Below are 15,664 nucleotides of genomic sequence, written 5' to 3'. Positions count from 1 at the left end.
TAATAGATCATGACTCTTGATTGGTTACCTCCTACCTTGATTGGTGTTCTACTGGTGCTGGCTGGGATTGGTGCGGTTCGTCGCATCAATCTATGGCGCGCAGGGCAGTCCGAAAATGTCGATATTCTGGCGGGCTTAATGGCCATGCCAAAACGCTACCTTCATGATCTTCACCATGTGGTGGAGCGGGACAAATATATGTCTCGTACCCACGTGGCGACAGGTGGTGGTTTTGTTTTGGCGATGGTGCTGGTGGTATTTGTTCACCTGTTTGGGGTGAGAAGCGAGATTCTCGCTTGGGCACTATTGGCGGCTTTGGTGATCATGTTCTGTGGCGCGTTATTTGTCTATAAGCGCCGAATGAATCCGCCATCACGCCTTTCAAAAGGGCCGTGGATGCGTTTGCCAAAAAGCTTGCTGACGTTTTCCATTACCTTTTTTGTACTGACCTTGCCAGCGGCGGGCATATTGCCCGAAGGCTTTGGCGGTTGGCTGCTTACTGTAGTCTTGTCCGTTTTGATCTTAATGAGTCTTGGTGAAATGCTGTTTGGCATGACATGGGGCGGGCCAATGAAGCACGCTTTCGCGGGGGCGTTGCATCTTGCGTTTCATCGTCGTCCAGAGCGTTTTGGTGGCGGTCGTTCAACGGGTCTAAAGCCTGCTGTGTTGGGTGGCGATGTGCACGGGGTTTCAAAACCAACGGATTTTAAGTGGAATCAGTTATTAGGCTTTGACGCGTGTGTGCAATGTGGTCGTTGCGAAGCGGTGTGTCCTGCGTTCGCGGCGGGGCAGCCATTGAATCCTAAAAAACTCATTCAAGATATGGTGGTGGGGTTTGCGGGCGGCACGGACGAAAAATACGCAGGTAGCCCCTATCCTGATGGCTCAGGTGGTGTTCAAGACGTGGGTAACGCCGTGGGCGGAAAAGATCAAATTATCACGAATGGATTGATCAATCCCGACACTCTTTGGTCGTGTACTACTTGTCGAGCGTGCGTGGAAGAGTGCCCGATGATGATCGAGCACGTAGACGCGATTGTGGATATGCGTCGTTTTTTAACGCTAGAAAAAGGCGACACACCAAACAAAGGCGCCCAGGTACTCGAAAATATTATCGCGACAGACAATCCCAATGGCTATTCCCCCGCGAGTCGCACTCACTGGGCGGCTGATCAGAATTTGAATGTCATGAAAGAGGTAAAGCAAGCGGATGTGCTGTTTTGGGTTTCGGATGGTGCGTTTGATATGCGCAGTCAGCGGATATTGCGTTCTTTTGTGACACTGCTAAAAGCCGCTAAAGTGGATGTGGCAATTTTGGGTGACGAAGAACGAGACAGTGGCGATGTTGCTCGCCGTTTGGGGGACGACGCGACGTTCCAAAGCTTGGCAAAGCGCAATTTGGCTACCTTGTCTCAGTACCGTTTTAACACCATCGTGACAACCGATCCTCATGCGTTTCATTGTTTAAAAAATGAATACGGCGACTTTGGATCGACGGCGCTGGATGGCGTAGAAGTGTTGCATCACACGACGTTCCTAAATCGTTTGATCAAAGAAGGACGTTTGCAATTGGACGCCTTTAGCGGTGGCAAAGTGACGTATCACGACCCTTGTTATCTTGGACGTTACAATGGCGAATACGACGCCCCACGCGAATTGTTGGCGAGCTTGGGTATTGAGGTCGCTGAAATGGAACGTTCTGGCTATCGCTCACGTTGTTGTGGCGGTGGCGGTGGTGCGCCAATTACCGATATACCGGGCGAACGCCGTATTGCCGACATGCGTATGGAAGACGTGATCAGTACGGGTGCTGAGATGGTGGCGGTAGGGTGTCAACAATGTACGGCGATGTTGGAAGGCGTGGTAGAACCTCGTCCGGTGGTAAAAGACATTGCTGAGATTTTGGCCGGTCAACTGAAGGAGATGCACTAATGAGTAATTTTTCTTCTAATGACGATGCTTTACATTCGGTGTTTCGACGAGACCCAAGAACCGAGTGGATTGCTCGAAACCGTTTGCACCCTTTGCATGACAGTGTGGTGTCTGCTCAACAGGGTGGTGAAGTGCGTGGCCCAACGGGTTTGCTGCGTAAGAATCCTCATGTAGTAGGTTTTATCGGGCCAAATGGCCTAAAACGCATTGATAGAGCGAATGGCTCTTTTGTTGCCATTGGCGGAAAGAAACGCGTGCCGAGCGCGAAAGACTCACAACGTCCGCTGCACCTGGTTGAAAATCCAGAAGGCTATATCATGGTGGTGGGTGACATGATTGGTGGTCGTTTGACCAGCCATGACAAAGACATTCTTGGCTTGGCACATCAGTTGGCTGCAGAGAAAAGCAAAGTCGCTGTTGTGCTGGTGTGTTTTGGAGAGAACAAAGAAACGCAATGCGATTTGGCTGGAGTGGATCGAGTGATTCATCTTGAAGACAATGTCTTTGAAGGGTTTGCTCCCGAAGCCAGGCTGTCCGTCTTGCAGCAAATTGAAACGAGCTACCAGCCAATGCATTGGTTATTTCCAGATAGCGTACACGGTGGAAGCGATTTGGGCAGCCGTTTGGCGGCGCGATTAGGTGAAAGACCGGCGACACAAGCGTGGCAAGTGACCAGCGAAAAAACGATAAGCCGAGGCGCGTCAGGCAGCCAAGACATCAGCCGAACAACGCCCCGTATTCTTATGCTGATGGAAGAATGTGCGAATGCAGTGGAAGACACGCGTCATGAAGCTTTGCCATTGGCGTTGGAGTATGACGTCTCGATGGCAGAAGGGGACCATCGACTGATTGATCAGGGGCAAATTGACGTAGATTCGAATGCAGTGCCCTTGGCCGAAGCGGAATTTATCTTGTCTGCTGGCAATGGTATTCACAACTGGGATCAATTCCATTCTGCCGCTGCCGCATTGCGTGCGACGGAAGGGGCAAGTCGCGTGGCGGTCGACGACGGCTTTATGCCTCGTTCGCGTCAGGTGGGCGCTTCGGGTACGTGGGTGACAGCTCGCGTGTATTTGGCGGTGGGTATTTCCGGGGCGATTCAACACATGCAAGGCATTGGTCAGTGCGACAAAGTGGTTGCTATTAATACGGATGCAGGCTGTGACATGGTGAAACGGGCTGATTTAGCGGTGATTGCAGACAGTGAGGCGATTTTGGCAGAGTTAACCAGATTGGCTCAACAGCGAGAGTTATCAAAGGAAGAGGAGGAAAGTGATGCAGCCTAACGTGAATGTGGTTTCTTTGGTATCCATTGGTCGTCACCCTCAATCTGGCCGCTCACGTCGTGCCGAACAAGATGGCAGAGCCGTTGAATTGGGGCTTTCATTGGTGGGTGAGGCGTTAACCGTTGTGCATGTAGGGGAGGATCAAGACCCTGTTCTGCGACAATACGCAGGAATGGGGTTGCCCTCGATGACGGTCTTGTCACAGGGAAAAGAATGTGACGCATTGCCTGTACTGACGTCGTTTTTAAAAGCGCAATTGCCCAGCGTGGTTTTAACGGGGGTGCGATCTGAAAGTGGTGAATCTTCTGGCATGCTGCCGTATTTGTTGGCTGAAGCACTGGGTTGGCCATTGGTGCCTCGCGTGGCTGAAATTCTACACATCAAGGATGGCCAAGCCGAAGTGCTGTTGGCGCTGCCGCGCGGTCAACGACGTTCTGTACGAGTGACTTTGCCATTCATTGCCAGCGTCGACAATGCGGCTCAGGAGGCGCGTCAAACCGCTTTCGGTCCGGGCCTGCGTGCCACACTCCATGTAGAAACCGTAGACAGTGTTGTGGACGATGCCGCAATCCAATGGGAAATGAGTGCCGCAAAACCGCGCCCTAAACGATTAAAAGTCGTGAAGGCCAAGACCGCCGCAGACCGAATGAAGGCCGCTACCGCAAAACCCGTCGGCGGTGGTGGGAAAATCATGAAGAACGAAACGCCAGCTGAAAAGGCACAAGCGATTTTGGATTTATTATTAGAAGAAAAAGTGGTGCGCTAAACAGGGTTTTGGGTATAAGCTGTTTACCCCGCTGATGGTTGTTTGAGCAGATTTTGCAGAATAGGTATACGCTATGATGATTGTAGACTTGGTTGATGAAGTTGATTTTAAAGAAAAACTTATTGCCCTAGGTGCACCCGTCACACACGAGCAGAGTTTGCTGGAAGTACAAGAAGCCGTGTTGGCATGGTTGCAAGCATACCCTGAGCAAACCCCCTTCATTAAAGAGCTATGCGAGTCTATGCAAAAAGACAACACCACCGTGTTGCCAGAAGTGTATCGGGTGATGAGCGCTTTTGGTTAGTTATTTTAACTGTTTATTTATCTGTCTGTTCTTCTTCTGTTTTATCCATTCTTCTTCAACGGTAATAAAGCACGCTTAACGACATTAAGTGGGCGCTTTTTGTCAGTTTTTTTAGTTTTTCCCTCCTACATTTTTAATACATTTTTCTTGTAGAATTTTACTTATGTTTTTTCAAAATTAGCTATAGTCAATATAAGAGTAATACAGTATTTTAGCTAAATCGATGGAATTAAGTAAAAAGTAAGGAAGTATAAAGCCCTGATTAATAGTCGTTTAAAAGTGGTAAATGGTATTAAAAACTATCGTTTTTTAACGAGTATTTTTACACCACTGCTTTTCATGCTATTGAGACATTTTGGACGAAGTTTATGAAAATCAAAACGAAGCTGTTGATTGCTTTTTCAATTGCCACTGTGTTGCCTGTTTTGGTCGTTAGTGCAATAACGGGGTTCCTTGCTTCTGACCAAGCTCTGAAAGACTTTGCTAAAAACAGTGGTCAAACGTTAGGTGCAGTAGAAGAAACGTTTGACCAATTTCTTACCGATATTAAATACGTTGTCGGCTTCATGGCGGAAAGTGACCTAGTGTCCGACCCCAATGCCAAGCCTTTAACGACCTACCATGAAAAAGAAGGCAAAGCCCCGAGTAAAGTCGCCAAACAAAATGGTGGACGTGAAGAAGGGGTTTTTAACCTTTTTGAAGACATTGGTAAAAACAATCCCAACTATGTTTACGTTTACATCGGTGATGATGCTGATGGCTATTTAGAATGGCCAGGTACTTACGGCTACAATGAATGGCACCCAAAACAGCGCGCTTGGTACACAAGAGCGATGCAAACACCGGGTGAAGTGGTATTGCGTGATGCTTATTATTGGGAGCCTGATGATGCTGTCTATGTATCGGCGGTGCGTACCTACAATAAAGGCAATAAAATCGGCGGTGTGGTGGCCGTGGACGTGTCTATTAAAACACTAACGGAAATGGCTAATCGAACTAAACTGGGCAGTTCCGGCAGCATCATGGTGATCGAGAACACGGGAACCGTTTTGGTGGATGCCATTCATCCAGAAAATAATTTCAAACCCATTGGTGAATTAGACGGCGATGCTTATCAGATGATTGCGAAATCATCGGCTGGCGTGGTGAATTTCTCGCTTGATGGCGAAAACTACTACGCGAATATTTACACTTCGCCAAATCTAAAATGGAAGTTTGTTGGCTTGATGCCTGCGTCTGAGATTTACTTAAGCACGGTTGAAATGGTCAAAACCACCGCGATTGTTTGTGTGTTGCTTTTGATTGTTTTTGGTTTTGTGGCCTACTTGATGGCGAAAGGTTTTATTACACCCATTGAATCAGTTTCTAACCATTTGCGTACGCTTGCTGAAGGTGAAGGAGATTTGACGTCGCAAATCGACATTCAAACCAATGATGAAACAGGCAGTTTGTCGAATTGGTTTAATCAATTTATAGAGACCACTCGAAAACTGATTCTAGGCATCAAAACATCCAGTATTCAGATCGATAAGATCGCGGCAGAAACCTCTGCAAAAGCCAGCGAGGTGGCTCAGTCGGCGACAAAACAATTGCAATCTATCGAGTTGATTGCCGAAGCAGGGCAGCAGATGTTAATCGCCTCCAACGAGGCCGCAGAAAGCTGCGCGAATTCTGCGCAATTCTCTGAGAAAGGGCTAGAAACCACCATTGCAGGTAAGACGCTTCTTAAAAACAGCGCCGAAGGGGTCAATCGCCTAGGTGCTCGTTTAAAAGAGTCCAATAACATCATTACCGAATTGCAAAAAGAAACGGTCAATATTAATCAAATTTTATCCACCATTCAGGCGATTGCAGAGCAAACAAACTTACTGGCGCTAAACGCCGCCATTGAAGCGGCGCGCGCAGGTGAACAAGGTCGAGGCTTTGCGGTGGTGGCGGATGAAGTGCGCACTTTGGCTGGGCGCACGCAAGAGTCAACGGAGCAGATCAGTAGTATCTTGGGTTTATTGGCGAATCGTACCAAGCAAGCGTCGGATTCGATGATGACCAGTGTGTCTGAGTCTGAAAATGCCATTAACTTGTCCGATCAAGCATTGGTGTCTTTTGAGCAGATCGAAGAAGTTGTTAAGCAAATGCGTGATATGACCATGCAAACAGCAGCATCAGCGGAAGAACAAAGAGCGGTAACTGAAGGGGTGAATGAAAACATCAATGCAATCAGTGAATCGGCGCATCGTGTGTCTGATATTTCGGGTGATGTGGCTGACTTGTGTCGTAAACAAGACGAATTAAGCAAGCAATTGCATGTGATGGTGGTGCGTTTCCGAACCGAATAAGCGCTTTCTTTCATACTGTATTGAGTTATCCAAAAGGTCGCTTTTATTGCGGCCTTTTTATTTGCATTTTTTTGAATGTTTTATTTTAAACTTTAGTGATAACGATTATCATGAGCGCCTAAATTTACTAATAGGGTGTCAGTATGGTTAAATCGTTCATAATGTTTCTGTTCACTTTTTCTTTGAGTGCAGCATGGGCTGGTCAAGTCACTGTCCAAGATGTATTGGGACGTGATGTTACTTTTAATGCGCCAGCGCAGCGTGTCATTGTTGGGTTCTATCCTGAAGACTACATGGCCATCGGTACGGAAGCCGCTTATGACAAGGTTGTTGGTATGTCCAAATACATTTGGCAGGCGCGTTCAGCGAACTGGGATATGTATGTAAAACATCGTCCTTCTTTAGACGATATTCCTGGAATCGGTCGAGTGGACACACAGACATTTTCGGTAGAAAAAGTCATCAGTTTGAATCCTGACGTATTGATGTTGGCCGATTGGCAGTTTAAAGGTCTAGCAACTGATATTGAGCGCCTTGAAAGTGCCGGTATTAAAGTGGTTGTAGTGGATTACAACGCACAGACGCTAGAACGCCACATCAAGAGCACAGAGTTGATTGGTGTGATCACAGGTCAAGAAAAACGTGCAGCGAAAATCGCCGCGGAATACAAAGCAACCGTAGACTCGATCAGCAAACGATTGGCCGATGCGAACCTTCCAAAGCCTAAGGTTTACACAGAATTTGGTGCCTCAGGTATCCAAGAGCTGGGCTTCACTTTTGGTAAAAACATGTGGGGAGCGATTTCAACCATGGCGGGTGGCGACAACATTTCCGCTCCATTTGTTGAATGGTGGGGTAAATTAAACCCAGAGCAAGTCATTGCGTCAAACCCTGACATCGTTGTCATTACGGGTTATGAGACGGGTAAAGGCACAGATTCAATGATTATGGGTCAAGGCGTAGACGCAACAGAAGCTCGTAAGCGCCTAGCGGGCTACAAAGACCGCTTAGGTTGGTCTTCTATTTCAGCGGTGAAAAACAATCGTTTATACAGCGCGTACCACGGTGCATGTCGTACAATTTTGGACGCTGCCATGATCCAATTCTACGCCAAAGCAATGTATCCAGAGGTTTTCTCCGATCTGAACCCAGAACAAGCGTATATGGATTTCTATAAGAAATACCTTCCTGTAACGCCGGAGGGGACATTCGTTCTCGCGTTATAAGCGTTATTGACATTTATTTTAGTAGGCATAAAGCGACTTATTGAATAACAAAAAGGCGTTCTACCATGCGGTGGAACGCCTTTTTTGTTTGCCGTATTTATCTGGCTGGAACAGGGAGATCAATATAAAACAGACGAGAAAACGTCTACGCCAATGGCCCGCCAATAATAGTAGTACGTAATCCTGCAATAATATTTTCACCCGTTTCGTGTCTTAGTTCGTCGTACCACGCTTGGGTTTCTTGCATGTCTTTACCATGAGTAACATCGCAGCGTTTGCGTGCTTTTAAAACGAGGTCTTTGACGCGAAAACGGCGCTCTTCTTCGTATTGCTTCAAAGCAGCAAGCACACCTGAAACCGTTTTGCCTTTCCCTTTGAATTGATCCGCGAAGCATTGACCAAGCACCACAGAGTCTTCCAAGGCGGAACAGCCGCCTTGGCCAATGTCTGGCGTTGTGCTGTGAGCTGCATCACCGAGTAGGGCGATGTTGCCTTTTACTAGGGTATCGAATGGTTCTATGTCATGAATCTCAATACGGTTGGTGGTTTCTGGATTAATAGCGGCAATCAGCTTTTGCACTGGCTCAGCCCAACCCGCAAAGTAACCTGTTAGGTCTGCAATCACTGTGCTTCTATCTTGCTCAAGGCCTTTTGGTAATGGCACATCAAAGAAGAAGTAAAAGCGTCCATCGGCTATTGGCATGATGGAAACACGTTTGCCATCACCAACAAAGGTGGTCCATTGGTCGGCTGGGGCAATGTTTTCATCTATTTCAACCAAGCCATTCCAATTCACATAATCAGCGTAACGGCGTTCAGTTTGATAGCCCAGCACATGAGTTCGCACAGCAGAGTGAGTGCCATCGGCCGCGATCATAAAGTCGCCAATGGCGCTGGTACCATCCGTAAAATACGCCATAACGCCCGTTTCGCTTTGCTCGACTTTTTCAATGCGCTTGCCAAATTGGATTTTGTCACGTCCCCACCAATCGATCATTTGGCTTTGTAAGTCTGCCCGTGATACCGGACAGGGCCGTTCGCCAACCGCATCCACTAATGGTGCAAGGCTGAATTGCGTCATGACGGTGCCAGTAAAACCATCGTGGTACGCCATGTTGTGCATCGGGCCACCAAGCTCATCCATAATGCTGCCCATGCCCAAATGGTTCATGCATTTTACGCCGTTAGACCAAATAGAAAGCGCCGCACCAACGGGTTTTATTTCTTTTACGGCTTCAAAAATATCGCACTCGATACCTTGCTGTTTTAAGGCTGCCGCAGCAGACATGCCGCCAATACCGGCGCCAATAATCAGTGCTTTCATAGGGTTTTCCTCAGACTCTTAATGACTAATAAGAGAGAGCATTCGCAATAAATATGCCATGAAACAAACGAACCTGTTATTTATTTTGTGAAACCTTTGTTTTAGCGGGATGTGGAATCTTAGTCGGTTGGCCAAAGAAGTGAGCTATCAATGACTTCTTTGACCGATGGGGCAGGTTTTGTTTTATCTTGGTGCGGTTTTTAGATATTTGCGCTATTTCGGCTCGTATCGTGACTGACATTGCCGGGGTGAAATTAGCTGCCTCGATAAGTGCTGTAAGAATAGGGCGATACCAATAGCGGAATATGATAGTGAGCGTTCTCGTCATTGATACCGAAACGTATCACTACCGTATTCAAAAAATGGGGAGCGGTGCTAGTAGAATTTTCTTCATTGCTGGACTGTTTTGAAAAGTAGGCATCAATTACAAATTCTAGCTCGTAAACCCCATTCGTAAAGCGATCTCCTTCTAACAGCGGTTGATCACAACGTCCGTCATCGTTTGAAAAAGTACGGTGAATGCGTTCACGCTGGCCATTGTCGAGATGTCGATAAAGATGAATTTCAACGCCTGCCGCGGCGATGCCTTGTGTCGTGTCTAAAATGTGTGTGGTTAAATATCCCATTGTGTTGCCTCATGTGATGTCTAAATATATGTCTTATCTTGCCTAATTTTTGCAAAGGCTGCAGTAGGAAGTGACATGTTTTTGAAAATGTTGTTTCATTGTTATCAATATTTGTGCCATCTGTTTCTGTTTGCGATGGCGTTACTGACATTTGGAGAAGTCTTATGAGCGATCAGTTAGCTGCGTTCGGTCAACTGAATGAAGCGGATTTTGTCTCGTTGTTTAGCCGTATTTATGAGCATTCTGCTTGGGTTGCTGAAGCGCTTTGGCGTCACAAATCGGAATATCCGAGTGATTACTTTGATCAAATTGAGAAGATTAAAGAGGCCATGATTGAGATCGTTGAGCAAAGTACAGAAGAGCAAAAATTGCTTTTGTTGCGTGCCCACCCAGACCTTGCTGGTAAAGCGGCTTTGGCGGGAGAGCTAACTCAGGAATCCACATCAGAGCAATCGGGGGCAGGGCTGGATCAATGTTCAGAAGAGGAACTTGCGTACTTTCTCCAGCTGAACGATACCTATCGAGCGAAGTTTGGTTTTCCCTTCATCATGGCTGTGAAAGGCGCGACCAAAGAGCAAATATTGGCAGGCTTTATCGAACGAACCCCCAATGACTGGCAAACTGAGTTTGACCGAGCCATGAGCGAAGTTCATAAAATTGCAGGGTTCAGATTGGCGGATTTGTAAAACATTACTTCGTTGTTGAAATAAAAATCGCCATCGCTTTATAAGAAACGATGGCGGTTTGTTGTTTGATCTTTACTATTTTTTCTTGGGTAAACAAAATAAGCTCAAACAACAGAGAAGGATATTCTTTTCCCTAGTGCTTCTAGTGCCGCGACTAATGTATCGATTTTTGTGTTGTGACCAAGGTTGATAATTCTTTGCATTTCTTGTTTCTTTTTACCGATACGTTTCGCCAATTCTGCTTGCGAAACGTGCTCTTCAAGCATGGTGTTTAGCAATAGTACTTTACTCCAAATACTAAGTGGTACGCTGACAGATTCACCTTTTACTTTAGATGGCAAGGGAACGGAGCGTTCGTCTTCAAAATAGAACTCGAAAGCTGTAATCAAGGCGTCTGCAGCTTCGGCTAACGCTTCTTCGTAAGTGTCAGCACAAGTAAGTGCCTCAGGGATATCTGGAAAGCTGACGCTGTAGCCATTTCCATCTTTTTCAATAATGACTGGGTATTTCATATTCTTCTCCAGCTTGTTGGAAAGAGTACCTTTAAGATAGGTTTCAATCGTCTATTCCTAGTTGTTTGAGAATTGCTTTTCTAGTGCCTTCTGCAATTTCTTTATTTGGGTGTCTTGGCATAACAGATCGCTTGTCTTCGTAGTAGAGTTTTAAGTGGTTTGTGCCTTGTTTGACCTCTACGCCCATTCTTTCCAAGTATCGTCTGAATTCACTTTGCTTCATCTTGCCTCCATGCTGATGAACTGAATATAGAGTAATCAAAAATGTTTACTAAGTAAAATCAAAAGTAATCTTTTTTGTTTACTGTGTGCGTCCGTAAATTTTTATTAGAATGCTTAGTAATATAAAAACCACCATCGATGTATAAATGCCGATGGCGGCTTTTTTAGTGGGAAATGAAAATAGCAGGCTTATTTATCGACAAAGTTAGCTTGAATGCGTTGTGTTAAAAAGTCGGCTGCGCTGATCGGTTGGTAACGTTTTGCTGGGCCTTGGATGATCTGCGTTTTGTTGGCTTGGCAAAAGAAAGCGATGGAATGGCGACTGCCGCAGTATTCACCGACTCGTGGTTGACGAACACGGTGCAAGTTGGATTTTAGCTGATCGTCGCTCCAGCGCATGAGCATATCGCCGATGTTGCAGGTGATTACGCCGCCAAGGGGCGGAATGCTGGTCCAGCGTTGAGTGTCAGCTTCGGCGCCGGGGCAGACTTGTAAGCCGCCGTGGCCTTCGTGTTGGAACAATAGCGTTAAACAATCGAAATCCGTATGAGCGCCAGCACGCCACATATTGCCCTGTTTGGTGACGCCTTCTGTGGCGTAATAATGCAACAAGCGCAAGGTGCTTTGATAATCGGGCTTACGTGGGTCGTGGGCTTTGCTAAAGAAGTCTCGATCAAAGCCGAGCTTGTCCGCAAAGCAAGATAATACCTTCATGCCCACTTCCCAGCACTGTTTTTCAAAACGCAGCGTATTCGCCTGAAAGTCTGGCAGTTCTTCTTCCGTTGGCCACAAATTATCCATGTGGTATTGAGTGATTTGGTAGGATTCTTTTTGATCTTTGGTGCCAGTAGAAGGGCGAATTTGGCTGCGACTTTCCCAGCCTGCATTGACGCTTTTTGGTCTTGGGTATTTGCTTTTAATGCTTTCTGGAAGGTTAAAGAAACGCTCGGACTCTTTAAAGGCCGCTTTTATTTCTTCAGGATCGATGCCGTGGTTACTTAATTGGAAAAAGCCAATCTCGGTGGCCGCGAGCCAAAGTTGCTCGGTGATTTCTTCTCGGCGATGTTCAAAATCGCTCATGTCGATGATGCGAATTTCTCGGTCGTTGGTGTCTTCACCAGCTCCGCCAAAAGTGGTTTCGCGTTGCAGTTCTTCCAGTGAGTATGAATCAGTCATGGTTTCTCCCATTCTCCTAGGTTTAAAATAACTAGGCGTTTTTGCCTAGTGGAAAATGGAGCAATGACCGAATGTATTTCCTATGAAATACATCTGACTGCTTCTACTCCGATTGTTTTCTATTGCTTAATGAATATTACCAAACACCCTCATGCAATTTTGCGGCCTCTTCTTCAAGGCAAGGCCCAATCACTTCTACTTTTCGTTGCCCCGATGCAAATACGGTGCGACAAGGCAACGCCAAGGTTGGGTTTTCTGGGTGATTGCCTGTGATCTCTTTCAAGCTGTCTTCGCTCAATCCATACACAAGGCGTCCTAATCCTGCCCAATAAGCGGAACCTGCGCACATGGCGCAAGGTTCGGCAGAAACGTACAGGGTGCATTTCGCCAGAAAGTCAGGACGATACGCCTTGCTAGCGCGCGTCATTAACTTGCGCTCGGCGTGGCCTGTCATATCGAAATCGGGCAAGTAGCCGTTTACTTGCGTCATTAGTACATTGTCTTCATCGTCGACTAAAATCGCCGCAAACGGGTGGATACCTTGTTGTTTGGCTTCCTCTGCCAAGGCAAAGCTTTGGCGCAAAAAGTCTGTGTCTTTAGTATTTAATGTCATATCTGTCTCTATTTTATTTCTTTTTAGGAAGGCTCCACGGAAACCACCACGCCTGAATCCACTGGATCGATTTAAACAAGAGCAAGCTAATAACCGACAAGAAGATCAGCCCAGCAAATGCTTGTGGAATTTTAAAGAACGACGTGGAGAACTGGATGAAATAGCCCAAGCCTTCTTCTGCCGCGACAAATTCCGCCACCACGGCACCGATAATCGCCAAGGTGATAGAGACGCGAAGGCCGCTAAAAATATGAGGAATCGCATAAGGAATGCGGATCTGCCACGTTTCACGGTATCGCGGAGCACGCAACGACTGGCTCAGTTCGATCATTTCTGGCGGTGTTTCCAGCATGCCCGTTGTTGTAGAAACCACCAAAGGGAAGAAGGTGATCAGGCAGGTTATCAGCACGCGAGACGGATCGTCTGTGCCAAGTAAGACGATGATCAAAGGCGCAACCGCGACCACTGGCGTTGACTGAATCACGATCAAAGCGGGATACAGAACGCGGTTCATCAGCTCAGAACGCATCATGCCGATAGACAAGGGAATCGCGATGATGATAGACAGCGCAAAGCCCATCAAGGCCACACGCAATGTAGCCCAAAGGTGCGTCAGCCAACGAGAAAACTCCACGTCAAAAAACGCCGTAAAGATCGCCGAAGGAGAGGGCAGAATGTAGTTTGGTACATGGCCAAATCGACAGACCAATTCCCAAAGCAGCACAAGGCCGATGAAAAACAACGCCGGTGCGAAACGATTCGCTTGTTCAGCAAGCCACGATTTAGGCTGGTACGTTGGGTTCATAAATGTAGCCTCTAATTTTGTCGGTTAGTTCTGCAAAGCGGGGAGAATTAATGGTTTTCGATGAACGAGGGCGAGGGAGATCCACCTCGATCAAATCCAACACCGAGCCGGGGCGTTTGCTCATGACCAAAATGCGATCCGCCAACAACACGGCTTCGCTGATGGAATGGGTGATAAACAACACGGTTTTCGGATGCTCTTTCCAGATGTCGAGCAAATCAAAACCAATTTGCTCACGCGTTAAGGCATCCAGCGCCGAGAAGGGTTCGTCCATCAATAAAATGTCTGGATTGAGTAATAAGGCACGAACAATGCCCACGCGCTGCTGCATGCCGCCAGACAGCTCGTCTGGCATTTTGTCGGCAAATTGCGTTAAGCCCGCCATTTCTAACAATTCGTTGGCGCGCTTTTCATCGCCGGCGGAATAGCTGCCGTATTTGTGTTTAAGAGGAAACAAGACGTTTTTACGGACTGTTAACCAAGGTAGTAAATTGGCTTTTTGGAACACAATCCCCACGTCATCACGAGGTTCGGTGACGGGTAGATTGAATACGGACACTTCACCATGAGACGGAATCAATAAGCCTGCGACCATGCGTAGTAGCGTTGATTTACCGCAACCAGAAGGCCCAACCACCGCCACGAACTCGTGACGGTGAATGTTTAAATCGATGCCTTGCACCACCATGGGGGCTTCTGGACGAGGGTCAAATTTATGACCTACGCCCTTCATGCTGACGTAAGCCGCTTTGCCGTTGTCGTCTATTGGTTTTTGGTTATCCATGCCGTTACTCCGGCTTAAAGTGGTTGTTTACTGCTGTTGCAGGGTCTAAAGCATCCAGTGCTAAGCCATTGGCTTCTGCCACGTATTCCCAGGTTTTTTGAATGCGTTTGTCGGTGAAATTACCAAAGCCGTCCTCGTTGGTCACGTCGTTGTAGACCAAGTTATAGATGCTTTTTATTTGCTCAGAGACAATGGTCGCATCCACTTCAGGCACCATTTTGTGAAGGTCGATACCCGCTTGATCTGGATTCGCGTAAGTGAATTTAATGGATTTGGCAAAGGCTTTAATAAAGCGTTTCGCAACGTCTGGGCGTTCTTCTAAGAATTTTTCCGACGCCAAAACAGACGAGCTGTACAAGGATAAGCCAGAGTTTGACCACGGCATTTCGATCAATTCTTTGCCTGCGCCTTTGGCTTGTGCGTCATAAAGTGCCGTGTTGGTCACCCATGCAATAATAGCGTCTGTGCTGCCGGTGATCATCATTGGTGCGAGCGCACCTGGATCGGATTTTACGAGTTTGATGTCACTCTCACTAAGACCGTTTTGTTTTAGCACCAAGGGTAAAAAAGCGTTAGAAGAGGTAAAAGGCGACGTGGCGACTTTTTTGCCTTTTAAATCTTTAATGGACTTAATGCCGCTGCTTTTCAGTACGAAAAACGCGTGTGGCGCTTGCGTAAAGTAAGGATAAACCGCCACAACAGGGACATTGTCCTGCGCTTTCGCTGCCATCAAAGCGCCAATATCAGAACTGCCAATATCCGATTGCCCCGTTGCCATTTTGGTTAGCGCATCGGTGGAGCCGCGACCGCTGGCAATTTTGACGTCCAAATCTTCTTCTGCAAAGAAGCCTTGTTGAATCCCCACATAAACAGGCGCTTTATCACCACCCGGTAGCCAATCCAATTGAAACGTCACTTTGTCTGCCGCCATCGCCGCAGTGCTGGAAATAAGACTGGCTAAAAGAGTCAATCGAATGCTTGTTTTTGTTGCTGTTCTCATAAGTAGGCTCCGCGTAATAGAAAGTGAGTAAAGATTCGCTTGTTTCACTGTGTTGAATTAGAGCAA

The 15,664-nt window shown here is 47.0% G+C and carries 16 protein-coding genes; 7 read left to right on the top strand and 9 right to left on the bottom strand.

The window, feature by feature from the left end; genetic code table 11:
* Window positions 1-9: 9 nt before the first annotated feature.
* The 6 genes from AABA11_RS09920 to AABA11_RS09895 all read left to right on the top strand — a co-directional run bounded on the left by AABA11_RS09920 (window position 10) and on the right by AABA11_RS09895 (window position 7,850).
* The gene (locus AABA11_RS09920; RefSeq protein ID WP_338267501.1) at window positions 10-1,932 is read left to right on the top strand and encodes a (Fe-S)-binding protein; all 1,923 of its coding nucleotides are present in this window, start codon (window positions 10-12) and stop codon (window positions 1,930-1,932) included.
* Window positions 1,932-3,218 carry an electron transfer flavoprotein subunit alpha gene (gene etfA, locus AABA11_RS09915; protein ID WP_338267497.1) on the top strand — a complete coding sequence of 429 codons (1,287 nt, stop codon included), beginning with the start codon at window positions 1,932-1,934 and terminating at the stop codon, window positions 3,216-3,218. The genes AABA11_RS09920 and etfA overlap by 1 nt, the downstream gene beginning before the upstream one ends.
* A complete protein-coding gene (gene etfB / locus AABA11_RS09910; RefSeq protein ID WP_338267494.1) occupies window positions 3,208-3,984 on the top strand; it encodes an electron transfer flavoprotein subunit beta in 777 nt (258 codons plus the stop codon). Before etfA ends, etfB begins: the two co-directional genes overlap by 11 nt.
* A 73-nt stretch (window positions 3,985-4,057) precedes the next feature.
* The gene (locus tag AABA11_RS09905; protein WP_338267490.1) at window positions 4,058-4,288 is read left to right on the top strand and encodes a hypothetical protein; all 231 of its coding nucleotides are present in this window, start codon (window positions 4,058-4,060) and stop codon (window positions 4,286-4,288) included.
* Between the two features lie 368 nt (window positions 4,289-4,656).
* Window positions 4,657-6,624 (top strand): methyl-accepting chemotaxis protein, encoded by a 1,968-nt coding sequence (locus AABA11_RS09900; protein ID WP_265728055.1) that lies wholly within the window; start codon window positions 4,657-4,659, stop codon window positions 6,622-6,624.
* A 143-nt stretch (window positions 6,625-6,767) separates the two neighbouring features.
* The gene (locus tag AABA11_RS09895) at window positions 6,768-7,850 is read left to right on the top strand and encodes an ABC transporter substrate-binding protein (RefSeq protein WP_338267486.1); all 1,083 of its coding nucleotides are present in this window, start codon (window positions 6,768-6,770) and stop codon (window positions 7,848-7,850) included.
* 145 nt (window positions 7,851-7,995) lie between these two features.
* On the opposite strand, the gene hpxO is transcribed toward AABA11_RS09895, so the two are convergent.
* Together hpxO and uraH are read right to left on the bottom strand one after the other, a co-directional pair.
* On the bottom strand, window positions 7,996-9,174 hold the full coding sequence (gene hpxO, locus AABA11_RS09890; RefSeq protein WP_338267484.1) for an FAD-dependent urate hydroxylase HpxO: 1,179 nt from the start codon (window positions 9,172-9,174) through the stop codon (window positions 7,996-7,998).
* A gap of 254 nt (window positions 9,175-9,428) precedes the next feature.
* Window positions 9,429-9,800, bottom strand: coding sequence for a hydroxyisourate hydrolase (gene uraH / locus AABA11_RS09885; protein WP_338267481.1), 372 nt, complete (start codon window positions 9,798-9,800; stop codon window positions 9,429-9,431).
* Window positions 9,801-9,964: 164 nt separating this feature from the next.
* On the opposite strand from uraH, the gene uraD reads away from it, so the two are divergent.
* Window positions 9,965-10,486, top strand: coding sequence for a 2-oxo-4-hydroxy-4-carboxy-5-ureidoimidazoline decarboxylase (gene uraD / locus AABA11_RS09880; protein ID WP_338267479.1), 522 nt, complete (start codon window positions 9,965-9,967; stop codon window positions 10,484-10,486).
* 104 nt (window positions 10,487-10,590) lie between these two features.
* Here the strand turns inward: uraD and AABA11_RS09875 are convergent, their stop codons facing one another.
* The 7 genes from AABA11_RS09875 to AABA11_RS09845 all read right to left on the bottom strand — a co-directional run bounded on the left by AABA11_RS09875 (window position 10,591) and on the right by AABA11_RS09845 (window position 15,598).
* Window positions 10,591-10,998 carry a type II toxin-antitoxin system HicB family antitoxin gene (locus AABA11_RS09875; protein ID WP_338267477.1) on the bottom strand — a complete coding sequence of 136 codons (408 nt, stop codon included), beginning with the start codon at window positions 10,996-10,998 and terminating at the stop codon, window positions 10,591-10,593.
* A 43-nt stretch (window positions 10,999-11,041) separates the two neighbouring features.
* Window positions 11,042-11,221, bottom strand: coding sequence for a type II toxin-antitoxin system HicA family toxin (locus tag AABA11_RS09870; protein WP_338267474.1), 180 nt, complete (start codon window positions 11,219-11,221; stop codon window positions 11,042-11,044).
* Window positions 11,222-11,409: 188 nt separating this feature from the next.
* Window positions 11,410-12,396: an isopenicillin N synthase family dioxygenase gene (locus AABA11_RS09865; protein ID WP_338267471.1), complete on the bottom strand. Its 987-nt coding sequence runs from the start codon at window positions 12,394-12,396 to the stop codon at window positions 11,410-11,412.
* Between the two features lie 136 nt (window positions 12,397-12,532).
* Complete coding sequence (locus AABA11_RS09860) at window positions 12,533-13,009, bottom strand: nucleoside deaminase (RefSeq protein ID WP_338267469.1); 477 nt, start codon at window positions 13,007-13,009, stop codon at window positions 12,533-12,535.
* 13 nt (window positions 13,010-13,022) lie between these two features.
* Window positions 13,023-13,814: an ABC transporter permease gene (locus AABA11_RS09855; protein WP_338267465.1), complete on the bottom strand. Its 792-nt coding sequence runs from the start codon at window positions 13,812-13,814 to the stop codon at window positions 13,023-13,025.
* On the bottom strand, window positions 13,792-14,598 hold the full coding sequence (locus AABA11_RS09850) for an ABC transporter ATP-binding protein (protein ID WP_265728067.1): 807 nt from the start codon (window positions 14,596-14,598) through the stop codon (window positions 13,792-13,794). Before AABA11_RS09850 ends, AABA11_RS09855 begins: the two co-directional genes overlap by 23 nt.
* A gap of 4 nt (window positions 14,599-14,602) precedes the next feature.
* Complete coding sequence (locus AABA11_RS09845; RefSeq protein ID WP_338267461.1) at window positions 14,603-15,598, bottom strand: ABC transporter substrate-binding protein; 996 nt, start codon at window positions 15,596-15,598, stop codon at window positions 14,603-14,605.
* Window positions 15,599-15,664 lie beyond the last annotated feature (66 nt).

It is taken from the genome of Marinomonas pontica (assembly GCF_036322735.1).
Lineage (GTDB): Bacteria > Pseudomonadota > Gammaproteobacteria > Pseudomonadales > Marinomonadaceae > Marinomonas > Marinomonas pontica.
This window is presented reverse-complemented; position numbering and strand designations above follow the sequence as displayed.